Annotated in this window: 26 protein-coding genes; 15 read left to right on the forward strand and 11 right to left on the reverse strand. The window is 64.0% G+C overall.

Going from position 1 to position 25,911, the window contains the following annotated elements; all coding sequences use genetic code 11:
- Positions 1 to 39 precede the first annotated feature (39 nt).
- The 8 genes from nusA (at position 40) to pnp (ending at position 9,412) form a co-directional block, all read left to right on the forward strand.
- Positions 40 to 1,704 carry a transcription termination factor NusA gene (gene nusA / locus HT051_RS14900; protein WP_174542760.1) on the forward strand — a complete coding sequence of 555 codons (1,665 nt, stop codon included), beginning with the start codon at positions 40 to 42 and terminating at the stop codon, positions 1,702 to 1,704.
- Positions 1,705 to 1,754: 50 nt separating this feature from the next.
- Positions 1,755 to 2,405 carry an RNA-binding protein gene (locus tag HT051_RS14905; RefSeq protein ID WP_174542761.1) on the forward strand — a complete coding sequence of 217 codons (651 nt, stop codon included), beginning with the start codon at positions 1,755 to 1,757 and terminating at the stop codon, positions 2,403 to 2,405.
- Entirely contained in the window at positions 2,402 to 4,924 is a 2,523-nt protein-coding gene (gene infB / locus HT051_RS14910; protein WP_174542762.1) for a translation initiation factor IF-2, read from the forward strand. The genes HT051_RS14905 and infB overlap by 4 nt, the downstream gene beginning before the upstream one ends.
- A gap of 55 nt (positions 4,925 to 4,979) precedes the next feature.
- Positions 4,980 to 5,516: a YcxB family protein gene (locus HT051_RS14915; RefSeq protein WP_174542763.1), complete on the forward strand. Its 537-nt coding sequence runs from the start codon at positions 4,980 to 4,982 to the stop codon at positions 5,514 to 5,516.
- Complete coding sequence (gene rbfA, locus HT051_RS14920) at positions 5,513 to 5,902, forward strand: 30S ribosome-binding factor RbfA (protein WP_174542764.1); 390 nt, start codon at positions 5,513 to 5,515, stop codon at positions 5,900 to 5,902. Before HT051_RS14915 ends, rbfA begins: the two co-directional genes overlap by 4 nt.
- 34 nt (positions 5,903 to 5,936) lie before the next feature.
- Positions 5,937 to 6,863 carry a tRNA pseudouridine(55) synthase TruB gene (gene truB, locus HT051_RS14925; RefSeq protein ID WP_174542765.1) on the forward strand — a complete coding sequence of 309 codons (927 nt, stop codon included), beginning with the start codon at positions 5,937 to 5,939 and terminating at the stop codon, positions 6,861 to 6,863.
- A 34-nt stretch (positions 6,864 to 6,897) separates the two neighbouring features.
- Positions 6,898 to 7,167: a 30S ribosomal protein S15 gene (gene rpsO / locus HT051_RS14930; protein WP_174542766.1), complete on the forward strand. Its 270-nt coding sequence runs from the start codon at positions 6,898 to 6,900 to the stop codon at positions 7,165 to 7,167.
- Positions 7,168 to 7,288: 121 nt separating this feature from the next.
- Positions 7,289 to 9,412 carry a polyribonucleotide nucleotidyltransferase gene (gene pnp / locus HT051_RS14935; protein WP_174542767.1) on the forward strand — a complete coding sequence of 708 codons (2,124 nt, stop codon included), beginning with the start codon at positions 7,289 to 7,291 and terminating at the stop codon, positions 9,410 to 9,412.
- Positions 9,413 to 9,533: 121 nt separating this feature from the next.
- Here the strand turns inward: pnp and HT051_RS14940 are convergent, their stop codons facing one another.
- The 4 genes from HT051_RS14940 to fabA are packed head-to-tail and all read right to left on the reverse strand — an operon-like array spanning position 9,534 to position 12,528.
- On the reverse strand, positions 9,534 to 9,737 hold the full coding sequence (locus tag HT051_RS14940) for a hypothetical protein (RefSeq protein ID WP_174542768.1): 204 nt from the start codon (positions 9,735 to 9,737) through the stop codon (positions 9,534 to 9,536).
- Between the two features lie 46 nt (positions 9,738 to 9,783).
- Positions 9,784 to 10,674, reverse strand: coding sequence for an enoyl-ACP reductase FabI (fabI, locus tag HT051_RS14945; RefSeq protein ID WP_246810116.1), 891 nt, complete (start codon positions 10,672 to 10,674; stop codon positions 9,784 to 9,786).
- A gap of 54 nt (positions 10,675 to 10,728) precedes the next feature.
- Positions 10,729 to 11,946 (reverse strand): beta-ketoacyl-ACP synthase I, encoded by a 1,218-nt coding sequence (gene fabB / locus HT051_RS14950; protein WP_174542769.1) that lies wholly within the window; start codon positions 11,944 to 11,946, stop codon positions 10,729 to 10,731.
- 51 nt (positions 11,947 to 11,997) lie between these two features.
- A complete protein-coding gene (gene fabA / locus HT051_RS14955) occupies positions 11,998 to 12,528 on the reverse strand; it encodes a 3-hydroxyacyl-[acyl-carrier-protein] dehydratase FabA (protein WP_174542770.1) in 531 nt (176 codons plus the stop codon).
- Between the two features lie 366 nt (positions 12,529 to 12,894).
- Between fabA and irrA the strand changes: the two genes are divergently transcribed.
- On the forward strand, positions 12,895 to 13,299 hold the full coding sequence (gene irrA / locus HT051_RS14960; protein WP_305798173.1) for an iron response transcriptional regulator IrrA: 405 nt from the start codon (positions 12,895 to 12,897) through the stop codon (positions 13,297 to 13,299).
- 35 nt (positions 13,300 to 13,334) lie between these two features.
- On the opposite strand, the gene HT051_RS14965 is transcribed toward irrA, so the two are convergent.
- A complete protein-coding gene (locus tag HT051_RS14965; RefSeq protein WP_246810117.1) occupies positions 13,335 to 13,826 on the reverse strand; it encodes an SH3 domain-containing protein in 492 nt (163 codons plus the stop codon).
- 258 nt (positions 13,827 to 14,084) lie between these two features.
- On the opposite strand from HT051_RS14965, the gene HT051_RS14970 reads away from it, so the two are divergent.
- Positions 14,085 to 15,077: a D-glycerate dehydrogenase gene (locus HT051_RS14970; protein WP_174542773.1), complete on the forward strand. Its 993-nt coding sequence runs from the start codon at positions 14,085 to 14,087 to the stop codon at positions 15,075 to 15,077.
- A gap of 282 nt (positions 15,078 to 15,359) precedes the next feature.
- Here HT051_RS14970 and HT051_RS14975 read toward each other — a convergent pair whose 3' ends face one another.
- The 4 genes from HT051_RS14975 to coaBC all read right to left on the reverse strand — a co-directional run bounded on the left by HT051_RS14975 (position 15,360) and on the right by coaBC (position 19,612).
- On the reverse strand, positions 15,360 to 16,613 hold the full coding sequence (locus tag HT051_RS14975) for an FAD-dependent oxidoreductase (RefSeq protein ID WP_174542774.1): 1,254 nt from the start codon (positions 16,611 to 16,613) through the stop codon (positions 15,360 to 15,362).
- Between the two features lie 26 nt (positions 16,614 to 16,639).
- Positions 16,640 to 17,455: a molybdopterin-synthase adenylyltransferase MoeB gene (locus tag HT051_RS14980; protein ID WP_174542775.1), complete on the reverse strand. Its 816-nt coding sequence runs from the start codon at positions 17,453 to 17,455 to the stop codon at positions 16,640 to 16,642.
- 440 nt (positions 17,456 to 17,895) lie between these two features.
- A complete protein-coding gene (dut, locus tag HT051_RS14985) occupies positions 17,896 to 18,354 on the reverse strand; it encodes a dUTP diphosphatase (RefSeq protein ID WP_174542776.1) in 459 nt (152 codons plus the stop codon).
- Between the two features lie 40 nt (positions 18,355 to 18,394).
- Entirely contained in the window at positions 18,395 to 19,612 is a 1,218-nt protein-coding gene (gene coaBC, locus HT051_RS14990; RefSeq protein WP_174543056.1) for a bifunctional phosphopantothenoylcysteine decarboxylase/phosphopantothenate--cysteine ligase CoaBC, read from the reverse strand.
- Between the two features lie 118 nt (positions 19,613 to 19,730).
- On the opposite strand from coaBC, the gene HT051_RS14995 reads away from it, so the two are divergent.
- Positions 19,731 to 20,021, forward strand: coding sequence for a GIY-YIG nuclease family protein (locus tag HT051_RS14995; RefSeq protein ID WP_174542777.1), 291 nt, complete (start codon positions 19,731 to 19,733; stop codon positions 20,019 to 20,021).
- 54 nt (positions 20,022 to 20,075) lie between these two features.
- Here the strand turns inward: HT051_RS14995 and ubiB are convergent, their stop codons facing one another.
- Both ubiB and ubiE read right to left on the reverse strand, forming a co-directional pair.
- The gene (gene ubiB / locus HT051_RS15000) at positions 20,076 to 21,641 is read right to left on the reverse strand and encodes a 2-polyprenylphenol 6-hydroxylase (RefSeq protein ID WP_174542778.1); all 1,566 of its coding nucleotides are present in this window, start codon (positions 21,639 to 21,641) and stop codon (positions 20,076 to 20,078) included.
- 31 nt (positions 21,642 to 21,672) lie between these two features.
- On the reverse strand, positions 21,673 to 22,419 hold the full coding sequence (ubiE, locus tag HT051_RS15005; RefSeq protein WP_174542779.1) for a bifunctional demethylmenaquinone methyltransferase/2-methoxy-6-polyprenyl-1,4-benzoquinol methylase UbiE: 747 nt from the start codon (positions 22,417 to 22,419) through the stop codon (positions 21,673 to 21,675).
- Between the two features lie 111 nt (positions 22,420 to 22,530).
- Between ubiE and mutM the strand changes: the two genes are divergently transcribed.
- The 4 genes from mutM to HT051_RS15025 all read left to right on the forward strand — a co-directional run bounded on the left by mutM (position 22,531) and on the right by HT051_RS15025 (position 25,790).
- Positions 22,531 to 23,409, forward strand: coding sequence for a bifunctional DNA-formamidopyrimidine glycosylase/DNA-(apurinic or apyrimidinic site) lyase (mutM, locus tag HT051_RS15010; RefSeq protein ID WP_174542780.1), 879 nt, complete (start codon positions 22,531 to 22,533; stop codon positions 23,407 to 23,409).
- Between the two features lie 27 nt (positions 23,410 to 23,436).
- On the forward strand, positions 23,437 to 24,240 hold the full coding sequence (locus tag HT051_RS15015; RefSeq protein ID WP_174542781.1) for an enoyl-CoA hydratase: 804 nt from the start codon (positions 23,437 to 23,439) through the stop codon (positions 24,238 to 24,240).
- 137 nt (positions 24,241 to 24,377) lie between these two features.
- Positions 24,378 to 24,647, forward strand: coding sequence for a 30S ribosomal protein S20 (rpsT, locus tag HT051_RS15020; RefSeq protein WP_174542782.1), 270 nt, complete (start codon positions 24,378 to 24,380; stop codon positions 24,645 to 24,647).
- A gap of 792 nt (positions 24,648 to 25,439) precedes the next feature.
- Entirely contained in the window at positions 25,440 to 25,790 is a 351-nt protein-coding gene (locus HT051_RS15025; RefSeq protein ID WP_371740592.1) for a rhodanese-like domain-containing protein, read from the forward strand.
- Positions 25,791 to 25,911: the final 121 nt, after the last annotated feature.

Here is a 25,911-nt window from a genome sequence, read left to right on the forward strand (position 1 = left end):
GGGACGCCGCCCAAAGGAACGAAATCGGAGGCAAAGGCAATGGCTGAGGCGGGCATTAGCGCCAATAGGCTTGAGCTCCTGCAGATCGCAGATGCGGTCGCGCGGGAAAAATCCATCGACCGCAACGTGGTGATCGCGGCGATGGAGGATGCGATTCAGAAAGCCGCCAAGTCGCGCTATGGCAGCGAGAACGAGATCCGCGCCCAGGTCGATCCGAAGACCGGCGAGATCCGTCTGGAGCGCCTGCTGGAGGTGAGCGAGGACGTGGTGATGGAAGCCACGCAGATCTCCCTGGAAGACGCCCGCCGCCGCAACCCGGACGCTCAGATCGGCGACTTCATCGCCGAGGAGCTGCCGCCGTTGGATTTCGGCCGCGTCGCCGCCCAGAACGCCAAGCAGGTGATCGTGCAGAAAGTGCGCGATGCCGAGCGCGAGCGTCAGTACGAGGAATATAAGGACCGTGTCGGCACCATCGTGAACGGCATCGTCAAGCGCGTGGAATACGGCAATGTGATCGTCGATCTCGGCCGGGCCGAAGGCATCGTCCGCCGCGACGAGACCCTGCCGCGGGAGAATTTCCGCTATGGCGACCGTATCCGCGCCTATGTCTACGACGTGCGGCGCGAGCAGCGCGGCCCGCAGATCTTCCTGTCGCGCACGCGGCCCGAATTCATGGCCAAGCTGTTCGCCCAGGAAGTGCCGGAAGTCTACGACGGCATCGTCACCATCAAATCCGTGGCGCGCGATCCGGGCAGCCGGGCGAAGATCGCCGTGGTGTCCCGCGATCAGTCGATCGATCCGGTCGGCGCCTGCGTCGGCATGCGCGGCTCGCGCGTGCAGGCGGTGGTGAACGAGCTGCAGGGCGAGAAGATCGACATCATCCAGTGGTCCGAGGATGCGGCCACCTTCATCGTCAACGCGCTGGCCCCGGCCGAGGTGGTCAAGGTCGTGCTGGACGAAGATGCCGAGCGCATCGAAGTGGTGGTGCCGGATGCCCAGCTATCGCTGGCCATCGGCCGCAAGGGCCAGAATGTGCGCCTCGCCTCTCAGCTCACCGGCTGGGATATCGACATCATGACCGAAGCGAACGAGAGCGAGCGGCGCCAGGCCGAATTCGCCGAGCGCTCGCAGATGTTCATGGAAGCGCTGGATGTGGACGAGGTGATCGCCCAGCTTCTGGCCTCGGAAGGCTTCAGCTCCATCGAGGAGGTGGCTTTCGTCGATGAGAACGAAATCGCCACCATCGAAGGCTTCGACGAGGATACGGCGAGCGAGATCCAGACCCGCGGGCGGGAATATCTGGAGCGCATCGAGCAGGAAATGACAGCCAAGCGCAAAGAGCTCGGCGTCGAGGACGAGCTCAACGAGGTGCCGGGCGTGACCACGCCGATGCTGGTCGCTTTCGGCGAGAATGGCGTGAAGACCGTCGAGGACCTCGCCGATTGCGCCACCGACGATCTGATCGGCTGGAACGAGCGCAAAGAGGGCGAGACCGTCCATCACGACGGTTTCCTGGATAGCTTCAACGTCTCCAAGCAGGATGCCGAAGCGATGATCCTGGCGGCCCGTATCAAGGCCGGCTGGATCGAAGAGGAGCCCGAGCCGGAGCCGGAGGAGGCTTCCGAGGCGGAAGGCGAAGAGGCCGAAACGGCGGACGCCGACGAGCCGGCCGCTGAAGACAGCGCCGACCGCGCGGACGCTTAAGGTGGCTTTTACGGGAGCATATGCGCTTGCAAAGCACAGCGACCACGAGCATGACGCTTCAGGAGGGGACCGAAACCGGCCCCTTCCGTCGCTGTGCGCTGTCGCGCGAGCAGCTTCCTAAAGACGCGCTGATCCGATTCGTCGCCTCGCCGGACGGCGAGATCGTCCCAGATTTGAAAGAAAAATTGCCCGGCCGTGGTGTTTGGATCACGGCCGATCGGGCTTCTGTAGCGGAGGCAGCGAAGCGCAATGCCTTCGCCCGGGCGCTGAAGCAGGCGGTGAAGATCCCGCCTGCGCTTGCTGAGCGCGTGGGGCAAATGCTAAATGAGGCTGCGCTTTCAGCGCTGAGCCTTGCCAACAAGGCGGGCAGCGTCACGTTCGGCTTTGCCAAAATCGAGGACGCCATCAAAAAGGGCCGCGTTCGCGCCCTGGTCCATGCCGCCGATGCGGCAGAAGATGGGTGCCGGAAGCTGGACGGCAAATACGCGGCGATCGCAGGCGATGGCGCGATTGCCCCAATCCGCATTTTCACGGCGGATGAATTGGGTTTGGCCTCAGGCCGGACAAATGTGATACATGCAGCCCTTGCCCGAGGAGGGGCAGCCGAGAATTTCATCGCCGCGGCGGAGCGCGCCCAGCGCTACCGTGGCGCGGCGGACGGATGTCAGGCCTCGTTGGGGCGGAAGACGGATAAAGAATGAGCGATACGAACGAGACAGACGACAAGACCATCCGCGGCTCGCGGAAGCTGACGCTGAATGTGCGACGGACCGTCGAATCCGGTCACGTGCGCCAGAGCTTCAGCCATGGGCGCAGCAAGTCGGTGCTCGTCGAGAAGAAGAAGCGCCGCGCCATCGGCAGCTCGCCGCAGGGCGAGGAGACGGCGGCCCCGAAGACCGAAGAGGCCAAGCCCGCCCCTGCCGCACCGAAGGCAGAGGCCAAGCCCAAGGCGCCGCCGCGCCAGAGCGGCGATCAGAAGCGCGGCGTGGTTCTGAAATCCCTCTCCGACGAGGAGAAGGATGCCCGCCGCCGTGCATTGGCCGGCGCCAAGCAGCGCGAGGGCGAACGGCGCGAGGAAGAAGCCCGCGAGGCCGAGCGCGCCAAGGCGCGCGCCGCCGAGCGTGCCCGCGAAGCGGAAGAAAAGCGCCAGCGCCGCCTCGAGGAAGAGCGCGAAGCCAAAGAGCGCGCTGAGGCCAAGACCTCCGAAGAGACCGAAGAGAAAAAGACAACGCCCCGCAAGCCGGCGGCGGCGGCGGCGCCGAAGGCGGTCACGCCTGCCCGTGCGCCCGATCGCAAGAAAGAGCGCCCCACCCCGGTCCGCCGCGGCGACGAGCGCCGGGTGCGCGGCCGTCTCACCATCACCAACGCGCTCGACGAAGAGCAGCGCCAGCGCAGCCTTGCCTCGCTGAAGCGCCATCGCGAGCGCCAGAAGAAACAGCCGAACCAGCAGAGCACGCAGAAGATCGCCCGCGAGGTGATCATTCCGGACGTGATCACCATCCAGGAGCTGGCCAACCGCATGGCCGAGCGCGGCGTCGACGTCATAAAATTCCTGATGAAGGACGGCGCCATGCACAAGATCACCGACGTGATCGATGGCGATACCGCCCAGATCATTGCCGAGGAGTTCGGCCATACGGTGCGCCGCGTCTCCGAGTCGGATGTCGAGGAAGGCTTCATCGGCGAGAAGGATATCGAAGAGGACCTGCAGCCGCGCGCGCCGATCGTGACCATCATGGGCCATGTCGACCACGGCAAGACCTCGCTGCTCGACGCCTTGCGCACCACCGATGTGGTGGGCCAGGAGGCCGGCGGCATCACCCAGCATATCGGCGCCTATCAGCTCGAAGGCGCGGACGGGAACAAGATCACCTTCATCGACACGCCGGGCCATGAGGCGTTCACCGCCATGCGCGCCCGCGGCGCCAAGGTGACGGATATCGTGGTCTTGGTGGTTGCGGCCGATGACGGCGTGATGCCCCAGACCATCGAGGCGATCAATCACGCCAAGGCGGCCGAGGTGCCGATCATCGTTGCCATCAACAAGATCGACAAGCAGGGCGCCGACCCGCAGCGCGTGCGCACCGAGCTTCTGAGCCACGAGATCGTGGTGGAGAGCCTGGGCGGCGACACGCTGGAGGTCGAGGTTTCGGCCCTGAAGCGGACCAATCTGGACAAGCTGCTGGAAGCGCTGCTGCTGCAGGCCGAAGTGATGGAGCTTCGGGCCAATCCCGAGCGGGCGGCCGACGGCGTCATCGTCGAGGCCAAGCTGGAGCGCGGCCGCGGTCCGGTGGGCACGGCGCTGGTCCAGCGCGGCACGCTGCATCAGGGCGATATCGTCGTTGCCGGCACGGCTTGGGGCCGTGTACGCGCGCTGATCGACGATCATGGCGAGCAGGTGAAGGAAGCCGGCCCCTCGGTGCCGGTGGAGGTTCTGGGCTTCGACAACGCACCGGAAGCGGGCGATCAGTTCGCCGTGGTGGAATCGGAAGCCCGGGCCCGCGAGATCACCGATTATCGCGAGCGCGAGCGGCGCAAGCGTATGGCGGTGGCCGGCCAGCGCGGCTCGCTCGAGCAGATGATGACCCAGCTGCAGGAGACCGGCGCGGCGGAGTTCCCCTATCTCATCAAGGGCGACGTGCAGGGCTCGGTCGAGGCGATCACCTCGGCGCTGGATAATCTTGGCACCGACGAGGTCAAGGCGCGGCCGATCCATGCCGCGGTTGGCGGTATCACCGAATCCGACATCACCCTGGCCTCTGCCTCCAATGCGGTGGTGTTCGGCTTCAACACCCGCGCCAACGCCCAGGCCCGCGAGGCGGCCGAGCGCGCCGGGGTGGAGATCCGCTACTACTCGGTGATCTACGATCTGGTCGACGACGTGAAGCAGGCCATGTCCGGCATGCTGGCGCCGACCATCCGCGAGAACTTCCTCGGCAATGCGGAAATCCTGGAGGTGTTCCACATCTCCAAGGTCGGCAAGGTGGCCGGCTGCCGCGTGACCGAAGGCAAGGTGGAGCGCGGCGCCCATGTGCGGCTGATCCGCGACGACGTGGTGATCCACGAGGGCAAGCTCTCGACCCTGAAGCGGTTCAAGGACGAGGTGAAGGAAGTCCAGACCGGCCAGGAATGCGGCATGGCGTTCGAGAACTACCAGGACATGCGCCCTGGCGATGTAATCGAATGCTTCACCGTGGAGCAGATCGAGCGCAGCCTGTAAGGGCCGCGCTCGCCGCTCGCGTTAAGCCGGACATTCGCCGGGAGGCCCGCGGGCGATGGCCTACACCATCCACTATACCTACGGGTATGACGACTTTGCCGGGCAGATCGCGGCGAAGCGGTCGCGGAGTCTGTTCGGCCAAGCAACGCCCTATATCGTGGTGACCGGGCTTTATCTGCTCTTGATGGCGCTGCAGCTCTGGCAGAGCGGGATCGGCGCTGCGGAGCTGACGACACTCGAGGTCATCGGTCCGGTGCTGGGCGGCATCCCGATCATCGTGATGATCGTGGCGGTGATCGACTTCATGTTCTTCCGGCTGATCTACCGGCTGGTGTTCCGGCGCTATGCGCTGGCCGATACGCCGATGACCGTCGGGCTGGACGACGAAGGCATTACCTGGCGCAGCGCGGAGTTTTCCGGCCAGTGCATCTGGGCCAAGGTGACGGGGCTGGTGCAGACCAAGCAGAGCCTGTTCGTCTTCCTGAACCGGGCCGAGGCGATCGCGCTGCCGCGGCGGGCGATGGCCTCCGACCAGGAATTCGACGCGATCGCAGCTTTCGCGAAGAAGCGTATCCAAGGAGCGGATCAATGACTAGTCAGGGCAAGGGGCGTCCCCCCAGCCAACGGCAATTGAAGGTCGGCGAGCTGATCCGCCATGCGCTGGCGGAGATCTTCTCGCGCGGCGAATTGATGGACGAGGTGGTGGAGCGCCATCCGGTGACCGTGCCGGAGGTGCGCATGTCGCCGGATCTGAAGCTTGCCACCTGTTACGTCATGCCTCTGGGCGGCGAGGAGGCCAAGGTCGTGGTGGATCACCTGCAAAAACATGCCCGCTTCCTGCGGGGCGAGGTGGCGGGGCGGGTGAAGCTGCGCTATGCGCCGGAGCTGCGTTTCCGGCTGGATACCAGCTTCGAGACCTCGCAGCGGATCGACGAGATTCTGGCTTCGCCGGACGTCACCCGCGATCTCGACGACTAACCTCAACGATTAGAGCAACAAGGCAGAAACGCGTATGGCGCGGCGGCGCAAGGGCGATCCCGTTCACGGCTGGCTGATCTTGGATAAGCCGAGCGGCATAACCTCCACCAAAGCCGTGGGCAGGCTGCGCCATCTGTTCAACGCGGCCAAGGCGGGCCATGCCGGCACGCTGGACCCGCTGGCTACCGGCGTGCTGCCGATCGGTTTCGGCGAAGCCACCAAGACCATGCCCTTCGTGGTGGACGGCAGCAAAAGCTACCGCTTCACGGTGCGCTTCGGCGCCGAAACAGCCACCGACGATTGCGAAGGCGAGATCACCCAGAGCTCCGATACCCGCCCCACGCGGGCGGAGATCGAGGCCGCCCTGCCCCGCTTCACCGGCGAGATCAGCCAGATCCCGCCCCGCTTCTCGGCACTGAAGGTGGACGGCGCGCGCGCCTATGATCTGGCGCGGGACAATGAAGACTTCGAGCTGGCTGCCCGCACCGTCACCGTCGACCGTCTGGCACTGATCGATATGCCCGATCCCGACCATGCGGTGATCGAGGCGGATTGCGGCAAAGGCACCTATATCCGGTCGATTGCGCGGGATTTGGCCCGGGAATTGGGGGCTTTGGGCCATGTTTCGGCGCTGCGCCGCACCCGGGTCGGGCCTTTTAAGGAAACGGACGCAATTTCGCTAGAAAAGCTGGAAGAGTTAGGACATAGTGCCGCCGACCGCGAGGCCCTGATGGGCCAACTCAAGCCGCTGGAGACGGCGCTGGACGACATCCCGGCGCTCGCCCTTAGCGGGCAAGACGCGGCAAGGCTCAAAAGAGGACAACCCGTGCTGATCCGAGGCCGGGACGCTCCAATTCTAAACGGGCCGGTTTATGCCACCTCGCGAGGGCTCCTCGTCGCGGTAGGCGAAGTTAAGCAAGGCGAGATGCGACCGACCCGGGTTTTTAATCTTCCCGGCTAGGCGATCCGCCATTTTCAATTTCAGGAGATGACCGATGTCGATTAGCGCTGAGCGCAAACAGGAACTGATTCAAGAATACGCCACCAAACCCGGCGATACCGGGTCCGCCGAAGTTCAGGTCGCGATCCTGACCGAGCGGATCACCAACCTCACCGAGCACTTCAAGAGCCACGCCAAGGACAACCATTCGCGGCGCGGTCTGCTCAAGATGGTGAGCCAGCGCCGGCGGCTGCTCGATTACGTGAAGTCCGGCGACGTCGACCGTTACAAGACTCTCATCGAGCGTCTCGGTATTCGCCGCTAGCAACTCATTCATTGGGCCGGTGCGGCACGGCCGCACCGCGCCAGCTTGTGAAAAGATTATCCGCGTACCGCCATCCGGGCGGTACGTCTGACCGATAACATCCGATCTGAGAAAGCAAACCATGCTCAATCCTCAAACCGTAGAAATCGAATGGGCGGGCCGTCCACTCAAGCTCGAGACCGGCCGCCTGGCCCGCCAGGCCGATGGCGCCGTCCTCGCCCAGTATGGCGAGACCACCGTGCTCGCCACTGCCACGGCTGCGAAAGACCCTAAGCCGGGTATCGATTTCTTCCCGCTGACCGTGAACTACCAAGAGAAGACTTTCGCCGCCGGTAAGATTCCTGGCGGTTTTTTTAAGCGCGAAGGCCGTCCGAGCGAGAAGGAGACGCTGACCTCCCGCCTGATCGACCGGCCGATCCGTCCGCTGTTCGCCAAGGGCTTCAAGAACGAGACCCAGGTCATCCTCACCGTGCTGTCGCACGATCTTGAGAACGATCCCGATATCGTCGCCATGGTCGCCGCCTCCGCGGCGCTGACCATTTCCGGCATTCCCTTCATCGGCCCGATCGGCGCCGCGCGCGTCGGCTATATCGAGGGCGAGTACGTGCTGAACCCCGAGATCGACGAGATGTCGGAAAGCGCTCTGGACCTCGTTGTCGCCGGTACCAGCGATGCGGTTCTGATGGTGGAATCGGAGGCCAAGGAGCTTTCCGAAGACATCATGCTGGGCGCTGTGATGTTCGGCCAGAAGGGCTTCCAGCCGGTGCTCGATGCCATCATCAAGCTGGCCGAGAAGAGCGCCAAGGAGCCTTGGGAGCTGAAGACCGACGAAGGCGCCGCCGAGCTGGAAGGCAAGGTGCGCGAGCTGGCCGAGGCCGGGCTGCGCGAGGCTTATGCCATCGAGACCAAGACCGAGCGCCGTGACGCGATTGCCGCGGTGAAGGAGAAGGTCGCCGAGGCGCTCGCCCCGGAAGAGGATGACGGCAGCTTCGGCGCCAAGCTTTCCGGTGCGTTCAAGTCCATCGAGAAAGACGTGGTGCGCGGCAATATCCTGACCACCAAGCACCGGATCGACGGGCGCGACCTGACCACGGTGCGGCCGATCGTGTCTGAGGTGGGCGTGCTTCCGCGGACCCATGGCAGCGCGCTGTTCACCCGCGGCGAGACCCAGGCGCTGGTGGTTGCCACGCTGGGCACCGGCGAGGACGAACAGTTCGTCGATGCGCTGGAAGGCACCTACAAAGAAAACTTCATGCTGCACTACAACTTCCCGCCCTATTCGGTGGGCGAGACGGGCCGCATGGGGTCTCCGGGACGTCGCGAGATCGGCCACGGCAAGCTGGCCTGGCGCGCGGTGCATCCGGTGCTTCCGGGCAAGGAGAACTTTCCCTACACGCTGCGCGTCGTCTCCGAGATCACCGAGTCCAACGGCTCGTCCTCGATGGCGACCGTCTGCGGCACCTCGCTGGCGCTGATGGATGCGGGCGTTCCGCTGGCCCGTCCGGTGGCCGGCATCGCCATGGGCCTGATCAAGGAAGAGTCCGGCTTTGCGGTTCTCTCCGACATCCTGGGCGATGAGGATCACCTCGGCGACATGGACTTCAAGGTCGCCGGCACGTCGGAAGGCGTGACCTCGCTGCAGATGGACATCAAGATCACTGGCATCACCGAAGAGATCATGAAGGTGGCGCTGGATCAGGCCAAGGGTGGGCGTATCCATATCCTCGGCGAGATGGACAAGGCGCTGAACACCGCACGCCCCGAGGTCGGCGAGTTCGCGCCGCGCATCGAGGTGATGCAGATCCCGACCGATAAGATCCGCGAAGTGATCGGCTCGGGCGGCTCTGTGATCCGCTCCATCGTCGAGGAGACCGGCGCCAAGATCGACATCTCCGACGACGGCACGGTGAAGATCGCCTCGCCCAACGCCGAATCCATCAATGCCGCCATCGCCCGCATCAAGGGCATCGCGGCGGAGCCCGAGGTCGGCGAGATCTACAAGGGCAAGGTCGTCAAGATCATGGATTTCGGCGCCTTCGTGAATTTCTTCGGTCCCAAGGACGGGCTGGTGCATATCTCCCAGCTGACCCAGGGGCGCCCGGCCACGGTGGGCGAGGTCGTCAAGGAAGGCCAAGAGGTCTTCGTCAAGCTGCTCGGCTTCGACGACCGCGGCAAGGTCCGCCTGTCCATGAAGGTCGTCGACCAGGAGACCGGCAAGGAGCTGGCCCCGGAAGACGCCAGCTAAGGCTGACGGCGACGCGGGCGCCTCAAAGCGCCCGCCGATGCCACACAGATTTTGCCGTTCAGGCATGAAAAAGGCCGCCCCGAAAGGGCGGCCTTTGTTTTTTCGGAACTGACCGAGAGCGCTATTTCTCAGCGGCCTTGTCGGTGTCCGTGCACTGCCAGCCGACCACCATGTATTCGGCGTGGTCGGCCTGCCAGTCCAGCGCCCTATCGTGGGCGGTCTTCAGACAGGCGCTCAGGCTGACGCCCTCTTCCACGGGAACTTCAATCTTCTGACAGTCTTTCGATCCCGACAGAAGGCAGGCGGTAATCACCAACTCGATCATGGGTCCTCATCCTTGACGTTTCCTCGGCCCCCATTTTGTCGGTTGCTTATTGTGCGGCTTCGCGGGGGGTCGGTTCGGCAGGCGTTTGCTCGCCCTGCTCCTTTTCGCCGGCCATGGCCTTGATCGCCTCGAGGCGCGGCATGAACACGGTGCTGTAACCGCAATCGACGAAGTGCACCTCGCCGGTGACGGCGCCCGACAGATCGGACAGGAGATAGAGACCGGCGCCGCCGACCTCATCCAGGGTCGGGGTGCGGTGCATCGGCGAATGATCGCGCTGATAGTGGAACAGCACGCGGGCATCGGAGATGCCGGAGCCAGCCAGGGTCCGCATCGGTCCGGCGGAGAGCGCGTTGACGCGGATGCCGGACGGGCCGAGATCGGAAGCGAGATATTTCACGCTGGCCTCCAGCGCCGCCTTGGCCACGCCCATCACGTTGTAGCAGGGCACCACGCGGGTGGAGCCGCCATAGGTGAGGGTCAGCAGCGAGCCGCCATCGGTCATCAGATCGGCGGCAAGCCGGCAAATCTCGGTGAAGGAGAAGCAGGAGATCTCCATGGTGTGGAGGAAGTTGTCGCGCGTGGTGTCGCAATAGCGGCCCTTAAGCTGCGTCCGGTCGGAAAAGGCCAGCGCATGCACGACAAAATCCAGCTTGCCCCACTGATCGCGGATCTTGTCGAAGACGGCTTTGACGCTGTCCAAATCTTCCACATCGCAGGGCTCGATGATGGTCGCCCCGACGGATTCGGCCAGCGGGATGGCGCGGCGCGCGAAAGCGTCGCCCTGATAGGTGAAGGCGAGTTCGGCACCCTGGCCGGCCAGCACCCGGGCAATGCCCCAGGCGATGGAGCGGTCATTGGCGACACCGAGGATCAGCCCCTTCTTCCCCGCCATCAGCGGCGCGGGAGTTGCGATGTCTGTTTCTTTTGTTGTCATGGCACTTACTCTGCTCGAAGAGGTTAGTGGGGGCGTCTTCCTGTCTTTAACGGATTACCCCTCGAAGCGCCGGAAGACGAGGGTAGCGTTGGTGCCGCCAAAGCCGAAGCTGTTGGACATCACGCAGTTAATGTCGACGTTATCGCGGCGTTCGCGAACGATCGGAATGTCTGAAAAGGCCGGATCGAGGGTCTCGATATTGGCGCTTTCGCAGATGAAGCCGTTATTCATCATCAGAAGCGAATAGATCGCTTCCTGCGCTCCCGCCGCGCCCAGCGAATGCCCGGTCAGGGACTTGGTGGCGCTGATCGACGGAATATCCTCGTCGAACACCTCGCGGATCGCCTCGATCTCGCGAAGATCGCCGATCGGCGTGGAGGTGGCGTGCGGGTTGATATAGTCGATCTTGTCGTGAACGTTCTGCATGGCGATGCGCATGCAGCGCGCCGCGCCCTCGCCGGAGGGCTGCACCATGTCGTAGCCGTCGGAGGTGGCGCCGTAGCCGACGAGCTCGCCATAGATCTTGGCGCCGCGCGCCTTGGCGTGCTCCAGCTCTTCCAGCACCACGACGCCGGCGCCGCCGGCGATCACGAAGCCGTCGCGCTTCTCGTCATAGGCGCGGCTGGCCTTCTCCGGCTGATCGTTGAAGTCGGAGGACATGGCGCCCATGCCGTCGAACAGCACGGACAAGGTCCAGTCCAGCTCCTCGCCGCCGCCGGCAAAGACGATGTCCTGCTTGCCGAGCTGAATCAGCTCGCTGGCATTGCCGATGCAATGAGCCGAGGTCGAGCAGGCCGAGGAGATCGAATAGCTGGAGCCCTTGATGTGATAGGGCGTCGAAAGCGTCGCCGAATTGGTCGACGACATGGCCTTCGGCACCTCGAACGGGCCGACCTTCTTCGGCCCCTTCTCCAGCGTGGTCTGCGCCGCCTGCACGATGGCCTTGGTCGAGGGACCGCCGGAGCCCATGATCAGCCCGGTGCGCTCGTTGGAGACGTCGCTCTCCTCCAGCCCCGCATCGCGGATCGCCTGCTCCATGGCGATATAGTTCCAGCCCGCACCGGCGCCCATGAAGCGGCGGATCTTGCGGTCGATCATCTCTTCCCAGTCGAGCTTGGGCGCGCCATGAACCTGGCAGCGGAAGCCGAGCTCAGCATATGTGTCCGCCTTGACGATGCCGGACTGCGCCTCGCGCAGCGCTGCCAGCACCTCTTGGGCGCTATTGCCGATGGACGAAACGATGCCCATCCCTGTAACGACGACTCGCCTCATTGGTATCCCCCAACGGAGCCTTGTGTTGACGTCTGGTGAAATCCGGGAGCGCTACGCAACGGCTGCGTTGCCTTCATCCTCGGTGAACAGGCCGACGCGCAAGTCCTTTGCCTTGTAGATCGGCTCGCCATCGGCGAGCAGCGTGCCGTCGGCAATGCCGAGGGTCAGCTTGCGCCGGATCACCCGCTTCAAGTCGACAATATATTCCAGCTTGCTCATGGTGGGCAGGACCATTCCGGAAAATTTTACCTCGCCCACAGCCAGCGCCCGGCCCTTGCCGGGAGCGCCGAGCCAGCCGAGGAAAAAGCCGAGAAGCTGCCACAGAGCGTCCAGACCGAGACAGCCCGGCATCACCGGATCGCCCTTGAAATGGCAGGGAAAGAACCAAAGATCGGGCTTCAGATCGAGCTCGGCACGGATCTGACCGCGGCCATGCTCGCCCCCCTCCTCGGTGACCTTGGAAATCCGGTCGAACATGAGCATCGGCGGCAAGGGCAACTGGGCGTTGCCGGGACCGAAAAGCTCTCCCCGCGCGCAAGCGAGAAGATCCTCATACTCATACTGGCCGCGCCGTTCTGTCATTGTCGTCCTTTATCCTTCACTCGCGGCCTTAAGGCTCCGACAGCGCATTTTAAGCGCGTATCCGGCCGCTTCTGTTCCAGTCGCCGCGTTTCCTATCACAGTCGGCGAAATGCCAAAAGCCTTGCAAATTGCAAGCAAACGCCCCAGGCGGGCCCTGCGACATCGCGCCGGCCCGGCCGCCAATTCGCCTCTCGTCACCTGCAATTCACACAAAGTGGGGGCGCACGTCAAAGGCGCGCTGCCAATATTGGCTTGCAAAAGTCATATTTTGCTGGCTTAACCGCAAAATCTAGAGACACTCTAGGCGGATTGCGGCGCTGACGCATTCTCCTTATATTCTACCGGATCATGACCGTTTCGCAGACTATGACAGATATCGGCAAGCTCCTGCGCGAGGCAGGCCTCCGGCCGACGCGGCAGCGCGTCGCGCTGGCTTCGGTGCTGTTCGACGGCGAGGATCGTCACGTCACCGCTGAACTGCTCTACGACGAGGTCAAGGACCAGAACGTGCCGGTCTCGCTGGCGACGGTCTACAATACGCTGCATCAGTTCACCCAGGCGGGGCTGCTGCGCGAGGTCGCGGTGGAAGGGTCGAAGACCTATTTCGACACCAACACCTCCAACCACTACCATTTCCTGTGCGACGATTCCGGTGAGCTGATGGATATCGAGCACGGCGACGTCCGCGTCGAGGGCCTGCCGGCAGTGCCCGAAGGCATGGCGGTGTCGCGGGTCGATGTGCTGGTACGGCTGGTGAAGACCGGCAAATAAGCCGGCGCATTTCCAATCCCTATTTCACGACTTCTCTATTTGACGACTTCGCCGCGATAGGCGCCCCACAGCAATTCCTGCTGCACGTAGCCTTCGTAGTCGTCGACGGAAATCTCACACCAGGTGCCGTCGCATTCGATGACGTCGCCCAGCACGTTGGGCTGCAGCTCGGCGACGATGCCGGCGCTGGTCTTGTCGTCGCGATAGAGCGGCACGGTCTTCTTATCCTTCACCCAGGGCGAGATCAGCACGGTGCGCCGGCCGCTGAGCAGACTATGGAACACCCAGCCCTCGGAGCCCTCGCTGTCGCGCACCCGGCGCCAATTGTCGGATTCGGCGATCACCTCGACGGGAAGGCCGGCGCGGGAGAACACCCAATCGATGCTCTGATCGATGCTGGGGCCGCGGCGGACATTGACGCGGTCGGCCTTCAGGCTGACGAAGCGCGGCACGGGAAGTCCGCTGACCCTGCCCTTTGCTTGCGCCAGGGCGGGGCTTTGCGATGCGGCCCACAGCCCCGCGCTCATGCAAAAAGCCAAGATCAGTGCCCAGGCGGACAGACTCCTACGCCTTTTCACGTGCCCCTCTTTGGTTGAGAAAATCGCTTTCAAGCCGGAATCGGCCCTCATGCCGCTCATCCCTTCCTGCGTTACAAAAGTGAACGCATCGTGTCCATCGGCCCAAGATGGGCCTTATGTCTTGCGACTCCTTCTGTTAGAGAAGGCGGCGTGTCGGCGCGAGGCGCCGCATCGACGCGGGTGTTCCGGCTCGAGAGTGAGAGACGAATGACGACTGAACGGCCAACGATCATTGTGACGCGGCGTCTGCCGGACGTGGTGGAGACGCGGCTTCGCGAGCTTTTCGATGCGAAGCTCAATATTGAAGACAAGCCCTTTTCCCGCGAGGAGCTGATCGAAGCGGTGAAAACCGCAACGGTGCTGGTTCCCACGGTGACCGATCGGATCGACCGTTCGGTGCTGAGCCAGGCCGGGCCCAATCTGAAGCTGATCGCCCAGTTCGGCACCGGCGTCGACAATATCGACCTGGAGACGGCCCGCAATCGCTCGATCCTGGTGACCAACACGCCGGGCGTTCTGACCGAGGACACCGCCGACATGACCATGGCGCTGATCCTTGCAGTGCCGCGCCGGCTGACCGAGGGCGCCAATATCCTGAGGGAAGCCGGGGGCGAATGGGCCGGCTGGTCGCCGACCTGGATGCTCGGCCACCGCATCTTCGGCAAGCGGCTGGGCATTGTCGGCATGGGCCGCATCGGCCAGGCCGTCGCCCGGCGCGCCAAGGCTTTCGGCCTGCAGGTGCATTATCACAACCGCCGCCGCGTGGCCCCGGAGATCGAGCAGGAGCTCGGCGCCACCTATTGGGACAGCCTCGATCAGATGCTGGCGCGGATGGACATCATCTCGGTGAACTGCCCGCACACCCCGGCGACCTATCATCTTCTCTCGGCGCGGCGCCTGGCGCTGCTGAAGCCGTCGGCCTATCTGGTCAACACGGCGCGCGGCGAGGTGATCGACGAGAACGCGCTGGCCCGCATGATCGAGAATAACGAGATTGCCGGCGCCGGACTCGACGTGTTCGAGCACGAGCCTGCGGTGAACCCGAAGCTGTTGCAGAGCAACTCCGTCGTGGTGCTGCCGCATATGGGCTCGGCCACGCTCGAGGGCCGCGTGGATATGGGCGAGAAGGTCATCGTCAACATCAAGACCTTCCTCGACGGCCATGCCCCGCCCGACCGCGTCCACCCGGCGATGTTCTAGGCGGCTTGCTGCGAACCAGCGCCGTCATGGTCGGGCTTGTCTTGAGCCTGCGCCCGGGCCGGCAACGCCGGACTCGGGTGGCCATCCACGAAGTCAGTTCCAACTATCTTCGTCACCCTCGGGCTTGACCCGAGGGTCCATGCCGTTACCGCGCCGCTAGCGCCGGACCGACAAGGGCACGCTGATCGCGCCGAAACGGAACCGCGTGGATACCCGGATCAAGTCCGGGCATGATGATTTCATTTGGAATAGCGTCAATAACGGAGCAGCATCCCGAACGCCTCAGGCGACCTTGCCGCCATTCTGCTTGATGGGCAGGGCCTCGCGGGTACGGATATGCTCGGGCCGGAAGCCGAGGCCGATGATCCGCGCCGGGATGCGCTGCAAGGGCGGCACCCATTGCAGCAGCTTCAAGGCAAAGGGGGCTTTCGGCGCGGTCTTCCGCTCCAGGAGCGGAGTGATCACCTTGTTCTGGATCAGCACCTGAAGCTTCTGGGTCCGTTTCGCCGGCACCTCGCGGCGCTGCTGCAGCTTCTCCAACAGCCTTGTGGCCACAGGACCGGAGCGCAACGGCTCGGCGAGGATATTGGCCGTCGCCACGGCATCCTGCACCGCCAGATTGATGCCGACGCCGCCGATGGGCGACATGGCGTGGGCCGCATCGCCAATGCACAGAAGCCCGGGGCGGAACCAGCGCTGCAGCCGGTCGACCTTCACGGTGAGCAGGCTGACATCGTCCCAGGAGGCGAGCACGTTCACCCGGTCGGCGAGGTCCGGCTTCAGCGCGACGATGCTCTCCCGCAAGGCCGCGATACCCTTCGCGTGCAGCGCGTCGTAGCCGCCCTTGGGGATGACATAGCCGCATTGCCAATAATCGCCGCGGTCGATCATCACGAAGAAGGTGCCGGCGCCGATCACACCGAGGCTCTCCTGCGCTTCACCGGGCTTTTTCGGCAGCCGCATCCACAGCACATCCATGGGCGCGCCGATATCGTCGACCTGGAACCCGGCCGCTTTGCGCACCACGGAGTGGCGGCCGTCCGCCCCGACCACCAGATCGGCGCGGATATCGAGCTTATCCTCGCCGCGTCTTGCCTTGATCCCAGCGATACGGTGGCCGTCCCAGAGGATGTCGGTCGCTTGCGTCTCCATCATCAGGCGGAAATTTGGGTAGCGCTTGGCTTCCGCCGCAAGAAAGTTGAGGAAGTGCCATTGCGGCATGAAGGCGACGAATTGGCTGTGCACCGGCAGGTGGGAGAAATCGGCGACGTAGTAGAGCTCACCGCCGATGGAGGCACCGAGGCGGCTGACCTCCTGATGCGGCTGGGCCAGAAAGCAGTCCAACATCCCCAGCTCGTAGAAATATTCCATCGTCGAGGGATGGATGGTGTCGCCGCGGAAATCGCGCAGGAAATCGGCGTGCTTCTCCAGCACAAGCACATCGACGCCAGCGCGGGCCAGCAGGAAGCCGAGCATCATGCCGGCGGGGCCGCCGCCGACGATGCAGCACCCGGCGCTCAGCTTCTCATGCGCCATCGGGGTCGCCTTTGGCCGGTCCGAGCCTAGAGGGCTGGCGCGTTCTGGAAATGGGAGAGGTCGTGAAAGCGCAGCGCATTCCCATTCAGCGGGTTCTCCGGATCCCAATCGTAGGTGAGGGTCGAGAATCGGCTCGATAACGCATCATACAACAACAGCCGCCCGACGAGGCTCTCGCCGATGCCGGTCAGCTCCTTGATTGTCTCAACCGCAAGCAACGTTCCCATAACACCGGCCACCGCGCCGAGAATCCCGGCCTCGGCGCAAGGCGCCACGGTGCCCGGCGGCGGCGGAACGGGAAACAGGCAGCGGTAATTGGGGCGCGGCTTGCCTTTGGCGTCGGTTTCGAAGGCACGAAAGGTGGTGATGTGGCCGTCGAAGGAGCCGAGGGCGGCGAAAACCAGCGGCCGCTTGGCGAAGAAGCAGGCATCGTTCACCAGATAGCGGGTGGCGAAATTGTCCGAGCCGTCGACGACGATGTCGTAGGCCTCGATCAGTTCCATCGCATTGTCGGGGACGAGCCGCGTCGTGTGCAGCTCGGTCGCCACGTTGGGATTGAGGCGAGCGATCGCCGCCGCGGCGCTCTCGGTCTTGGCCTTTCCGACCTCCTCGGTGCCGTGGATGATCTGGCGCTGCAGATTGTCGAGGCTGACGCTGTCGTCATCGACGATGCCGAGCGTGCCGATGCCGGCGGCGGCAAGATAGGTGAGCGCGGGCGAGCCGAGCCCGCCGGCGCCGATTACCAGGACGCGCGCGGCTTTCAGCTGCTGCTGGCCCTGGCCGCCGATCTCCTTCAGCACCAGATGGCGCTTATAGCGCTGGATTTCTTCGTCGGAGAGCATGGAGGCAATCTAGGGGCTTGCGGGCCAAGCGCCAACAGTTCCGAGCATCCACGACTCCAACCACAAATAGATTCGTCATGCCCGGACTTGATCCGGGCATCCATGCCGTTTCTGTTCAGCGCGGTCAGCGATCACTTGACGCTCCGGCGCAAGCGGCACGGTCACGGCATGGACCCTCGGGTCAAGCCCGAGGGTGACGAGGGAAGAGAACGGCTCGCACGGACCTTACCTCTCCCCATTGGGGAGAGGTCGGATGCGCAGCATCCGGGTGAGGGGAAGAGGAGCTGGCGAGCTTGGCCCGTGAGGGGCCTGCACCCTTCGAGATGGGGCTTCGCCCCTCCTCAGGGTGAGGAGAAACACCGTGGGGAGCTACGGATCTCTCTCCTCATGGTGAGGGCGCCACGCCGAAGGCGGGGCGTGTCTCGAACCATGAGGCCCCGTTACCGGCCAGTGGAACCGAAGCCGCCGTCGCCGCGGGCGGTTTCGGGAAGCGTGACCACCGGCGCGATATTGGCCTTGGCGACGGAAGCCACCACCAGCTGGGCGATGCGCTCACCGCGGACAAAGGTGAACGGGGCGTCGCCATGATTGATCAGCAGCACCTTCACCTCGCCGCGATAATCGGCATCGATGGTGCCGGGGCTGTTGAGCACGGTGACGCCATGCTTCAGGGCGAGCCCCGAGCGCGGCCGCACCTGAGCTTCGAAGCCTTCGGGCAATGCGATCTGCAGTCCCGTCTCGATCAGCGCCCGCTCGCCGGGGCGCAGGGTCTTCTCCTCGCCCTCCGGCAAGGCGGCAACGAGATCGAGCCCGGCCGCGCCGGCACTCTTATATTCGGGCAAGGGCAGCCCCTCGCCATGGGGCAGGCGGCGGATATGCAGCGTCAGCTCGGTGCTCATCGTGTGAAATCAGTCTGGAAGGTGGAAAGGCTGGGCGCGTCTATTCGGCAGCCTGGGAGAGGCCGGACAGTGCGCCCGCGGCGCGGCGGAGCAGGCTTTCGGCCATCTCCTCCTTGCTCATCGGCTGCCAATCCTCAACCCCCTCGGCGCTGACCAGGTGAATGCGCGTGTTCTCGCCGCCCATGATACCGGTATTGGGCGAGACGTCATTCGCGACGATCCAGTCGGCCCCCTTGGCGGACCGTTTCTTCAACGCGTTTTCCACAACATGTTCCGTCTCGGCGGCAAAGCCGATCAGCAGCTTGGGCCGGTTCGGGCTTTTGGCCAGGGTCGCCAGGATGTCGGGGTTCCGGATCAAGCCGAGCTCGTGACTCTCCTGCCCCGGCGCCTTCTTCATCTTCTGCTCGCTTTGGCTTGCCACACGCCAATCGGCCACCGCGGCAGCCATCAGGGCGATATCGGCGGGATCGGCCGCTATCACCGCATCCAGCATCTCTTGCGCGGTCTCGACCGGGACCAGCGTGACGCCTTCCGGCGGTGCCTGATCCGTCGGGCCGCTGATCAGCGTCACCTCGGCGCCAAGCGCCGCGGCGGCGCGGGCCAAGGCATAGCCCTGCTTGCCGGAGGAGCGGTTGGCGATATAGCGCACCGGATCGATCGGCTCATGGGTGGGGCCGGCGGTGATCAGCACGCGCTTGCCGGTGAGCGGGCCGGCGTCACCTTTCAACAGGTTTTCCACAGCAGCGACGATCTCCGGCGTGTCGGCAATACGGCCAAAGCCGAACTCGCCGCAGGCCATGTCGCCCTGCTGCGGGCCGACAAAGCGGCAGCCATCGTCCTTGAGCTGGGCCACGTTGCGGCGGGTCGCCTTATGCTCCCACATGCGGACATTCATGGCCGGCGCGATCAGCACCGGCGCGGTGGTGGCGAGCAGAACGGCGGTGGCGAGATCGTTGGCCTGGCCGTGGGCCATCTTGGCCATCAGATCGGCGGTGGCCGGCATCACCAGCATCAGATCCGTGTCGCGGGCGAGGCGGATATGGCCGATCTCGGCCTCCTCCTCCAGATCGAACAGGTCGGAATAGACCTTGTTACCGGAGAGGGTGGCGAGAGAGAGCGGGGTGACGAATTGCTTGCCGGCCTCTGTGAGGATGCAGCGCGTCACGGCGCCGCGCTCGCGCAGGCGGCGCACCAGGTCAAGCACCCGGAAGGCGGCAATCCCGCCGCCGACAATGATGGTGATGCGCTTTTCTTGCATATCCGGCTCCATTGGCCGCTTTCATAGCATAGATGGGGTTCAATTTGCGTTTCCGCAGCCACCAGCACCGTCATGGCCGGGCTTGTCCCGGCCATCCACGAAGCGGCAAACTACCCGTATGAGTGGTGGGTGGGTCTATGTTCTAACGAATAAGCCAAACGGCATTCTCTATACGGGCGTTACCGCCGACCTTAGCCGGCGCGTATGGCAGCATCGGTCGGGACTCTCCGCCTATTTCACCAAGCGCTATAGCCTCAACCGCCTCGTATGGTGCGAATTCCATGAGTCAATCGAGGCCGCGATTCAAAAAGAGCGGAACATGAAGCACTGGCCTCGCACATGGAAAGTTCGTCTCGTTCTGGCGATGAACCCCGATTGGGACGACCTGTATGAGACGATCAACCAATAAAGACGTGGATGGCCGGGACAAGCCCGGCCATGACGACGGAAAAGCCCGTAACCCTCAAAAAACCAAAGCGCCAGCGATGACGGCGAGGGAGATGGCGCCGATCCAAAGGGCGAGGCGGCCCATGCGGCCCTTGCGGCTCTGAGCCTCGGCCATGCGCTCCACGGTATAGGAGTCGAGGCGAAGCCCCTCCTCCGCCATGGCGGAAAACGCGTCCGCCGCCTGCTCGGCCTGGCCTAACAGCTTCGGGATGTGCCCGGCGAAGCGGCCCAAACTGGCGGCACCCTCGGCGGCCTGCTCGATGCGCCCCTCAGCGCCGAGCTGGCTCTCGATCCAGTCGCGCACCACCGGCTCCGACACGGTCCAGATGTTCAGCTCCGGATCGAGCTGGCGGGAGACGCCCTCGACCACCACCATGGTCTTTTGCAGCATCAGCAGCTCGGGGCGGGTCTCCATGTCGAAGACTTCCGTATATTGCAGAAGCTGGCCAAGCAGCGCGGCCATGGAGATCTCATTGGCCGGGCGGTCCATGATCGGCTCGCCGATGGCCCGCAGGGCTTGGGCGAACAGCTCCACCGAATGGCGGCGGGGCACATAGCCCGCCTCGAAATGCACCTCGGAGACGCGGCGGTAATCGCGGGTGATGAAGCCGTAGAGGATCTCGGCCAGGAAGCGGCGCTCCTTCATGCCGAGCCGGCCCATAATGCCGAAATCGACGGCGACGATGCGGCCTTCTTTGTCGACGAAGAGATTGCCCGGATGCATGTCGGCGTGGAAGAAGCCGTCGCGCATAGCATGGCGCAGGAAGGTCTGCATCAGGCGCGCGCCGATCTCCTTGGGATCGAAGCCGGCCGCCTGCAGCGCCGCTTTGTCGGCGAGGGGCATCCCGTCGATCCATTCCAGGGTCATCACCCGGCGCCCCGAGCGGGTCCAATCCACCTCCGGCACGCGGAAGCCGATATCCTCCTTGGAGTTCTCGGCCACCTCGGAGATGGCGGCGGCCTCCATGCGGAGATCCATCTCGATGGTGACCGATTGCGCCAAAGTATCCACCACGGCGACGGGGCGAAGGCGACGGCTCGGCCGATGCCAGGCCTCGATGGTCTCGGCGGCGAAGCGGAAGCTCTCAAGGTCGCGGGCGAAGCGCCGCTCGATGCCCGGGCGGAGCACCTTGACCGCGACGGGTGCTGTGCCCCCGCCGGGAAGCTCGATTTCCGCCTTATGCACCTGCGCAATGGAGGCGGCGGCGACAGGTGCGCCGAATTCGACGTAAAGCTCCTCGACCGGGTGGCCCAGCTCCTGCTGGATGGTCTTCTTCGCCTCTTCCATGGGAAAGGGCGGCAGCTTGTCCTGCAAGGGCGTGAGATCGCGGGCGAGCTCCGGACCGACGATATCGTCGCGGGTCGCCAGGAACTGGCCGAGCTTGATGTAGGAGGGGCCGAGCGCGGTGAGCGCGCGGGTGAGCCGGTCCTGATTGCTCTCCTCCCCCGGCTTCTTCTCCTTGCGGGCGAAGAATTTCAGCGGCGCCGGGATATCGGCATCGGGCGGGATAACGCGGGCGCCGTTCCAGACGATGATCAGCCCGGCCCGGCCGAGCCGGTACATATTGGTGATGGGGTTCATTTGGCGATCGAATTCATGTCGCGCCCGCGTCTCACAAGCGCCAGCCGGAATGAAGTGCGGCGATGCCGCCGGTGAGATTACGGTAGCGCACCTGCTCGAACCCGGCATCGCGGATCATGCCTGCGTAAGTCTCCTGATCGGGAAAGCGGCGGATGCTCTCCACCAAATAGCGATAGGAGTCGGCATCGCCCGCCACCATCTTGCCCAGGGCCGGAATGGCGCTGAAGGAATAGGCGTCGTAGATGGAATCGAGCAGCGGCACGTCGACGGCGGAAAATTCCAGGCAGAGGAAGCGGCCGCCGGGCTTCAGCACGCGGTAAGCCTCGCGCAGCGCCTGGTCGATATTGGTGACGTTCCGCATGCCGAAAGCGATGGTGTAGGCGTCGAAGCGATTGTCCTTATAAGGAAGGTCCTCGGCATTGCCCTGCACGAAGGAGAGGCCTTGGCGCTCGCCATGGCGGGCGCGGCCGGCCTCCATCATCTCAGCGCTGATATCGCAAATGATGGCGGTGGCCTCGGGGGACGCCGCATCCAGCACGCGCGAAGCGATATCGCCGGTGCCGCCGGCGACATCCAGCAGCGCGTAAGGGCCGGATTTGGACGGGGCCAGCCAGGCCACCATGTCGTCCTTCCACAGCCGGTGCAGCCCGCCTGACATCAGATCGTTCATCAGGTCATAGCGGCTGGCGACGCGCGCGAAGACCTCGTTCACCAGACCCTGGCGCTGCTCGCGCTCCACGCTTTTGAAGCCGAAGCTGGTCTTTTCCGTTGCGGCCATTGTGATTGGCGGTTCCTGTGCTTGCCGAATGGGTGCGGACAATAGCCGAAAGCCGGTGAACAGGCTATTGTCGGTGCCTCCGTTTTCGCCCCTCATTTCATCGGCCCAACCATGCCGGAACTCCCCGAAGTCGAGACCGTGCGCCTTGGGCTTTTGCCGGTGCTGGTCAAAAACCGCATCGCCGGCGTCGAGCAGCGGCGGGACGATTTGCGCTTTCCGCTGCCTACGCATTTCGCCGCACGGCTGACCGGGCGGCGCATCGAGGCGCTGGAGCGGCGGGCGAAATATATGCTGGCGCGGCTCGACAATGGCGAGGTGCTGGTGATGCATCTGGGCATGACCGGGCGCTTCACCATCGACGAAGCCAACGGGACGCCGATCGCGCCGGGCGAATTCTTCCACCGGGCCAACGACTATCCGCGCCACGAGCATATCGTCTTCCATATGGAGGACGGCGCGGCCGTGCGCTACGCCGATGCTAGGCGCTTCGGCTATATGGATCTGATCCCGGCGGCGGAGCTGGAGAGCCATCCTCTGTTCAAGGGGCTGGGCTTCGAGCCGCTCAGCGACGCGTTCACGGCCGAGGGGCTGGCTTTGAAGCTTCTGGGCAAGAAGACACCGCTGAAGGCGGCGCTGCTGGATCAGCGGGTGATCGCCGGGCTCGGCAATATCTATGTCTGCGAGGCGCTGTTCGCCGCCGGACTTTCGCCGAAGCGGCTGGCCGGCACGCTGGTGACAAAGGCGGGCAAGCCGACGGAAAAGGCAAAAGCGCTTGTTGCGGCGATCAAGGCGGTGTTGAGGGACGCGATCGCGGCGGGCGGCTCCAGCTTGCGCGATTATGCCCATACGGATGGATCGCTCGGCTATTTCCAGCATTCCTTCAAAGTGTACGGCAAGGAGGGCGAGCCCTGCCCTTCCTGCGGCGGCACCATAAAGCGCATTGTGCAGAGCGGCCGCTCGACCTTCTATTGTCCGAGCTGCCAGAGATAACCAGAGACGCAAGGACGGACATCGCCCATGGACGATCAGCCGAAGACATATGACGCCAACGAGTTCCAGACGCTGAAGGTCGAGATCACCGGCCGCGTCGCGCTTCTCACCCTGAACCGACCCGACGCGATGAATGCGCTGAACGCGCTTCTACTCAAAGAGCTGAACGAGGCGCTGGACGTGTTCGACGCCGATCCCGGGATTGGCTGCGTGGTGGTGACGGGCAGCGAGAAGGCCTTCGCCGCCGGCGCCGATATCAAGGAGATGAAGGATAAGACCTATGCGAGCGCCTATGCCTCCGACTTCATCGCGCCGTACGACCAGATCGCGGCCCATAAGAAACCGCTGATCGCGGCGGTCTCGGGCTTTGCGCTGGGCGGCGGGATGGAGCTTGCCATGCTGTGCGACATGATTATCGCCTCGGAGACGGCGCAGTTCGGCCAGCCGGAGATCACGCTCGGCATCATGCCTGGCGCCGGCGGCACCCAGCGGCTGAGCCGCGCTGTCGGCAAGGCGAAGGCGATGGATCTGTGCCTCACCGGCCGGCGCATGGATGCGGCCGAGGCGGAACGCGCAGGGCTCGTCGCCCGGGTGGTGCCGCCGGAGATGCTGATCGAGACGGCGATGGAGATCGGCGCCAAGATCGCCAGCTTCTCCGGGCCGGTGACGGAGATGATCAAGGGCTCGATCAACACCGCTTTCGCCACGCCGCTAGCCGAGGGCGTGCGCCAGGAGCGGCAGCTATTCTATGCCACCTTCGCCACCGAGGATCAGAAAGAAGGGATGAGCGCCTTCCTGGAGAAGCGGAAGCCGGACTTCAAGCACCGCTAGGGTTTGCCGAATTCCGCTCCGGACTGGTTGACGCTTTCGGGCGCGCCCGGTATAGAGCGCGATCAATCTCCTTGTTATTTTCCGCGAGGAACGGCGCGCCGGTGGGCGGCTGCACGTCCCGCGTATAGGAACAGCCAATGGCGAATACGAAATCGGCAAAGAAGGCCGTCCGGCAGATCGAGCGGCGCACCGAGGTCAACATGGCTCGCAAGAGCCGCATGCGCAGCTATGTGCGCAAGGTCGAAGAGGCAATCGCCTCCGGCAATCAGGATGAGGCTCAGGCCGCCCTTAAGGCCGCCCAGCCGCTGATCGCCCGCAACGGCCAGCAGGGTGTCCTGCACCGCAAGACCGCGTCCCGCAAGATCTCGCGTCTTGCCAAGCGCGTCGGTGCGATGCAAAGCGCGTAAATCCGCGCTTCGCTCCAGACAATTCAACGAATTTGGCGACGGTTCCGTCATGGATGCCGCGCCTATTCGTGTGCCTGGGACAAACTTCCCACGATTTCGGGATTTTTGCTCGCCAAGTGTGAAAGTGGTGTCACTGTGTCCCCGCCGCTACAGGGTGTTTGAGCGCGCCACAACCGCTCGCCCAACCGCCCGCTCGTTTTGGCGATTATTTCAGTTATTTGACGGGGAAATGTCGCTTCTACGACGAGCCGTAGCGCGGTTTGAGGCCGCAGCTCCGATAAATTTTTTTCACTTTTCTGGGTCTCAGCAAGCCCGTCGCGGAGGTGCCGAAGGAGGCGGTCCTGAGCCGAATCCGGCTTACGCGACAGGGGCTTGGTTCTCCGGCCTGAACCGCGGGGCAAGGCGAACCGAAAGCGCGAGGAGCGGTTTTAGGCTGCTTGATCGGGCGGAATGGCCGATGTATAGTTCACTCATCCGAACGGGGTAGCCCCCTCCTGACAATAAAGCCTTGCAGCCCGGCAAGCTTCCGGGAAGGCTTGTTGCGTCTCCGGGCAAGAGACAGAGGGGATTTGTGGAAGTAAAACGAGCGTATGCGATGGTGCAGTGCGGCAAGTAAATTAGAAAACCATTGGTTTTAGTATCACGCATACTATTTGTACTTGAGTAATTGTTCGTTTAGCGCAGAGGTCGTGTCGCTTGAGCGGGGAGAAGGGCGATAACGGGATTGACGATGTTACTGCCGCGGTTACGTGGCAGAGGCTTTCATCGGATCCTAAGGCTCAACTCATCGATGTGCGGACACGGGCGGAGTGGACCTATGTCGGGATCCCGGATCTGGGGTCCTTAGGGAAGCGGACTGTCCTCGTTGAGTGGCAGACCTTTCCCGATCAGACCGTGGACTTACATTTCGCCGAACGTCTGGCGGGAGAGCTTCAGGCTCTCGGTGTTTCGCCCGACGACGATCTCTACTTCATCTGCCGTTCGGGAAGCCGGAGCATGGCCGCGGCCATGGCGACGGCGGCGATAGGGTATCGCGCCTGTCACAATGTCGGCGACGGTTTCGAGGGACCGTTGGACGACACCAGGCATCGCGGCTCTGTCGCTGGCTGGAAGGCGGCCGGTCTTCCCTGGCTTCAAAGCTAGGATCAAAGACGGCTCGCGGGGACAAAGGCTGTCCGCGCCCAGGAGGGGTGACTGCGCAAGTTCGAGGGCAACGCGCAGTCTTCACGGGTGTGGAGATTAGGGATGGAGCTGGGCAAAAACC

The organism is Methyloligella sp. GL2, assembly GCF_013341275.1.
Lineage (GTDB): Bacteria > Pseudomonadota > Alphaproteobacteria > Rhizobiales > Methyloligellaceae > Methyloligella.

What these genes read in the sequence shown, in the direction of transcription:
- rbfA (WP_174542764.1), top strand. Translation starts at nt 5,513, where the DNA reads ATGACTAGTCAGGGCAAGGGGCGTCCCCCCAGCCAACGGCAATTGAAG.
- irrA (WP_305798173.1), top strand. Translation starts at nt 12,895, where the DNA reads ATGACAGATATCGGCAAGCTCCTGCGCGAGGCAGGCCTCCGGCCGACG.
- mutM (WP_174542780.1), top strand. Translation starts at nt 22,531, where the DNA reads ATGCCGGAACTCCCCGAAGTCGAGACCGTGCGCCTTGGGCTTTTGCCG.
- fabA (WP_174542770.1), bottom strand. Translation starts at nt 12,528, where the DNA reads ATGACAGAACGGCGCGGCCAGTATGAGTATGAGGATCTTCTCGCTTGC.
- HT051_RS14965 (WP_246810117.1), bottom strand. Translation starts at nt 13,826, where the DNA reads ATGAGCGCGGGGCTGTGGGCCGCATCGCAAAGCCCCGCCCTGGCGCAA.
- HT051_RS14940 (WP_174542768.1), bottom strand. Translation starts at nt 9,737, where the DNA reads ATGATCGAGTTGGTGATTACCGCCTGCCTTCTGTCGGGATCGAAAGAC.
- HT051_RS14975 (WP_174542774.1), bottom strand. Translation starts at nt 16,613, where the DNA reads ATGGCGCATGAGAAGCTGAGCGCCGGGTGCTGCATCGTCGGCGGCGGC.
- dut (WP_174542776.1), bottom strand. Translation starts at nt 18,354, where the DNA reads ATGAGCACCGAGCTGACGCTGCATATCCGCCGCCTGCCCCATGGCGAG.
- nusA (WP_174542760.1), top strand. Translation starts at nt 40, where the DNA reads ATGGCTGAGGCGGGCATTAGCGCCAATAGGCTTGAGCTCCTGCAGATC.
- HT051_RS14970 (WP_174542773.1), top strand. Translation starts at nt 14,085, where the DNA reads ATGACGACTGAACGGCCAACGATCATTGTGACGCGGCGTCTGCCGGAC.
- HT051_RS14915 (WP_174542763.1), top strand. Translation starts at nt 4,980, where the DNA reads ATGGCCTACACCATCCACTATACCTACGGGTATGACGACTTTGCCGGG.
- fabB (WP_174542769.1), bottom strand. Translation starts at nt 11,946, where the DNA reads ATGAGGCGAGTCGTCGTTACAGGGATGGGCATCGTTTCGTCCATCGGC.
- infB (WP_174542762.1), top strand. Translation starts at nt 2,402, where the DNA reads ATGAGCGATACGAACGAGACAGACGACAAGACCATCCGCGGCTCGCGG.
- rpsO (WP_174542766.1), top strand. Translation starts at nt 6,898, where the DNA reads ATGTCGATTAGCGCTGAGCGCAAACAGGAACTGATTCAAGAATACGCC.
- HT051_RS15015 (WP_174542781.1), top strand. Translation starts at nt 23,437, where the DNA reads ATGGACGATCAGCCGAAGACATATGACGCCAACGAGTTCCAGACGCTG.
- coaBC (WP_174543056.1), bottom strand. Translation starts at nt 19,612, where the DNA reads ATGCAAGAAAAGCGCATCACCATCATTGTCGGCGGCGGGATTGCCGCC.
- truB (WP_174542765.1), top strand. Translation starts at nt 5,937, where the DNA reads ATGGCGCGGCGGCGCAAGGGCGATCCCGTTCACGGCTGGCTGATCTTG.
- HT051_RS14995 (WP_174542777.1), top strand. Translation starts at nt 19,731, where the DNA reads ATGAGTGGTGGGTGGGTCTATGTTCTAACGAATAAGCCAAACGGCATT.
- ubiE (WP_174542779.1), bottom strand. Translation starts at nt 22,419, where the DNA reads ATGGCCGCAACGGAAAAGACCAGCTTCGGCTTCAAAAGCGTGGAGCGC.
- HT051_RS14905 (WP_174542761.1), top strand. Translation starts at nt 1,755, where the DNA reads ATGACGCTTCAGGAGGGGACCGAAACCGGCCCCTTCCGTCGCTGTGCG.
- HT051_RS14980 (WP_174542775.1), bottom strand. Translation starts at nt 17,455, where the DNA reads ATGCTCTCCGACGAAGAAATCCAGCGCTATAAGCGCCATCTGGTGCTG.
- pnp (WP_174542767.1), top strand. Translation starts at nt 7,289, where the DNA reads ATGCTCAATCCTCAAACCGTAGAAATCGAATGGGCGGGCCGTCCACTC.
- ubiB (WP_174542778.1), bottom strand. Translation starts at nt 21,641, where the DNA reads ATGAACCCCATCACCAATATGTACCGGCTCGGCCGGGCCGGGCTGATC.
- rpsT (WP_174542782.1), top strand. Translation starts at nt 24,378, where the DNA reads ATGGCGAATACGAAATCGGCAAAGAAGGCCGTCCGGCAGATCGAGCGG.
- fabI (WP_246810116.1), bottom strand. Translation starts at nt 10,674, where the DNA reads ATGACAACAAAAGAAACAGACATCGCAACTCCCGCGCCGCTGATGGCG.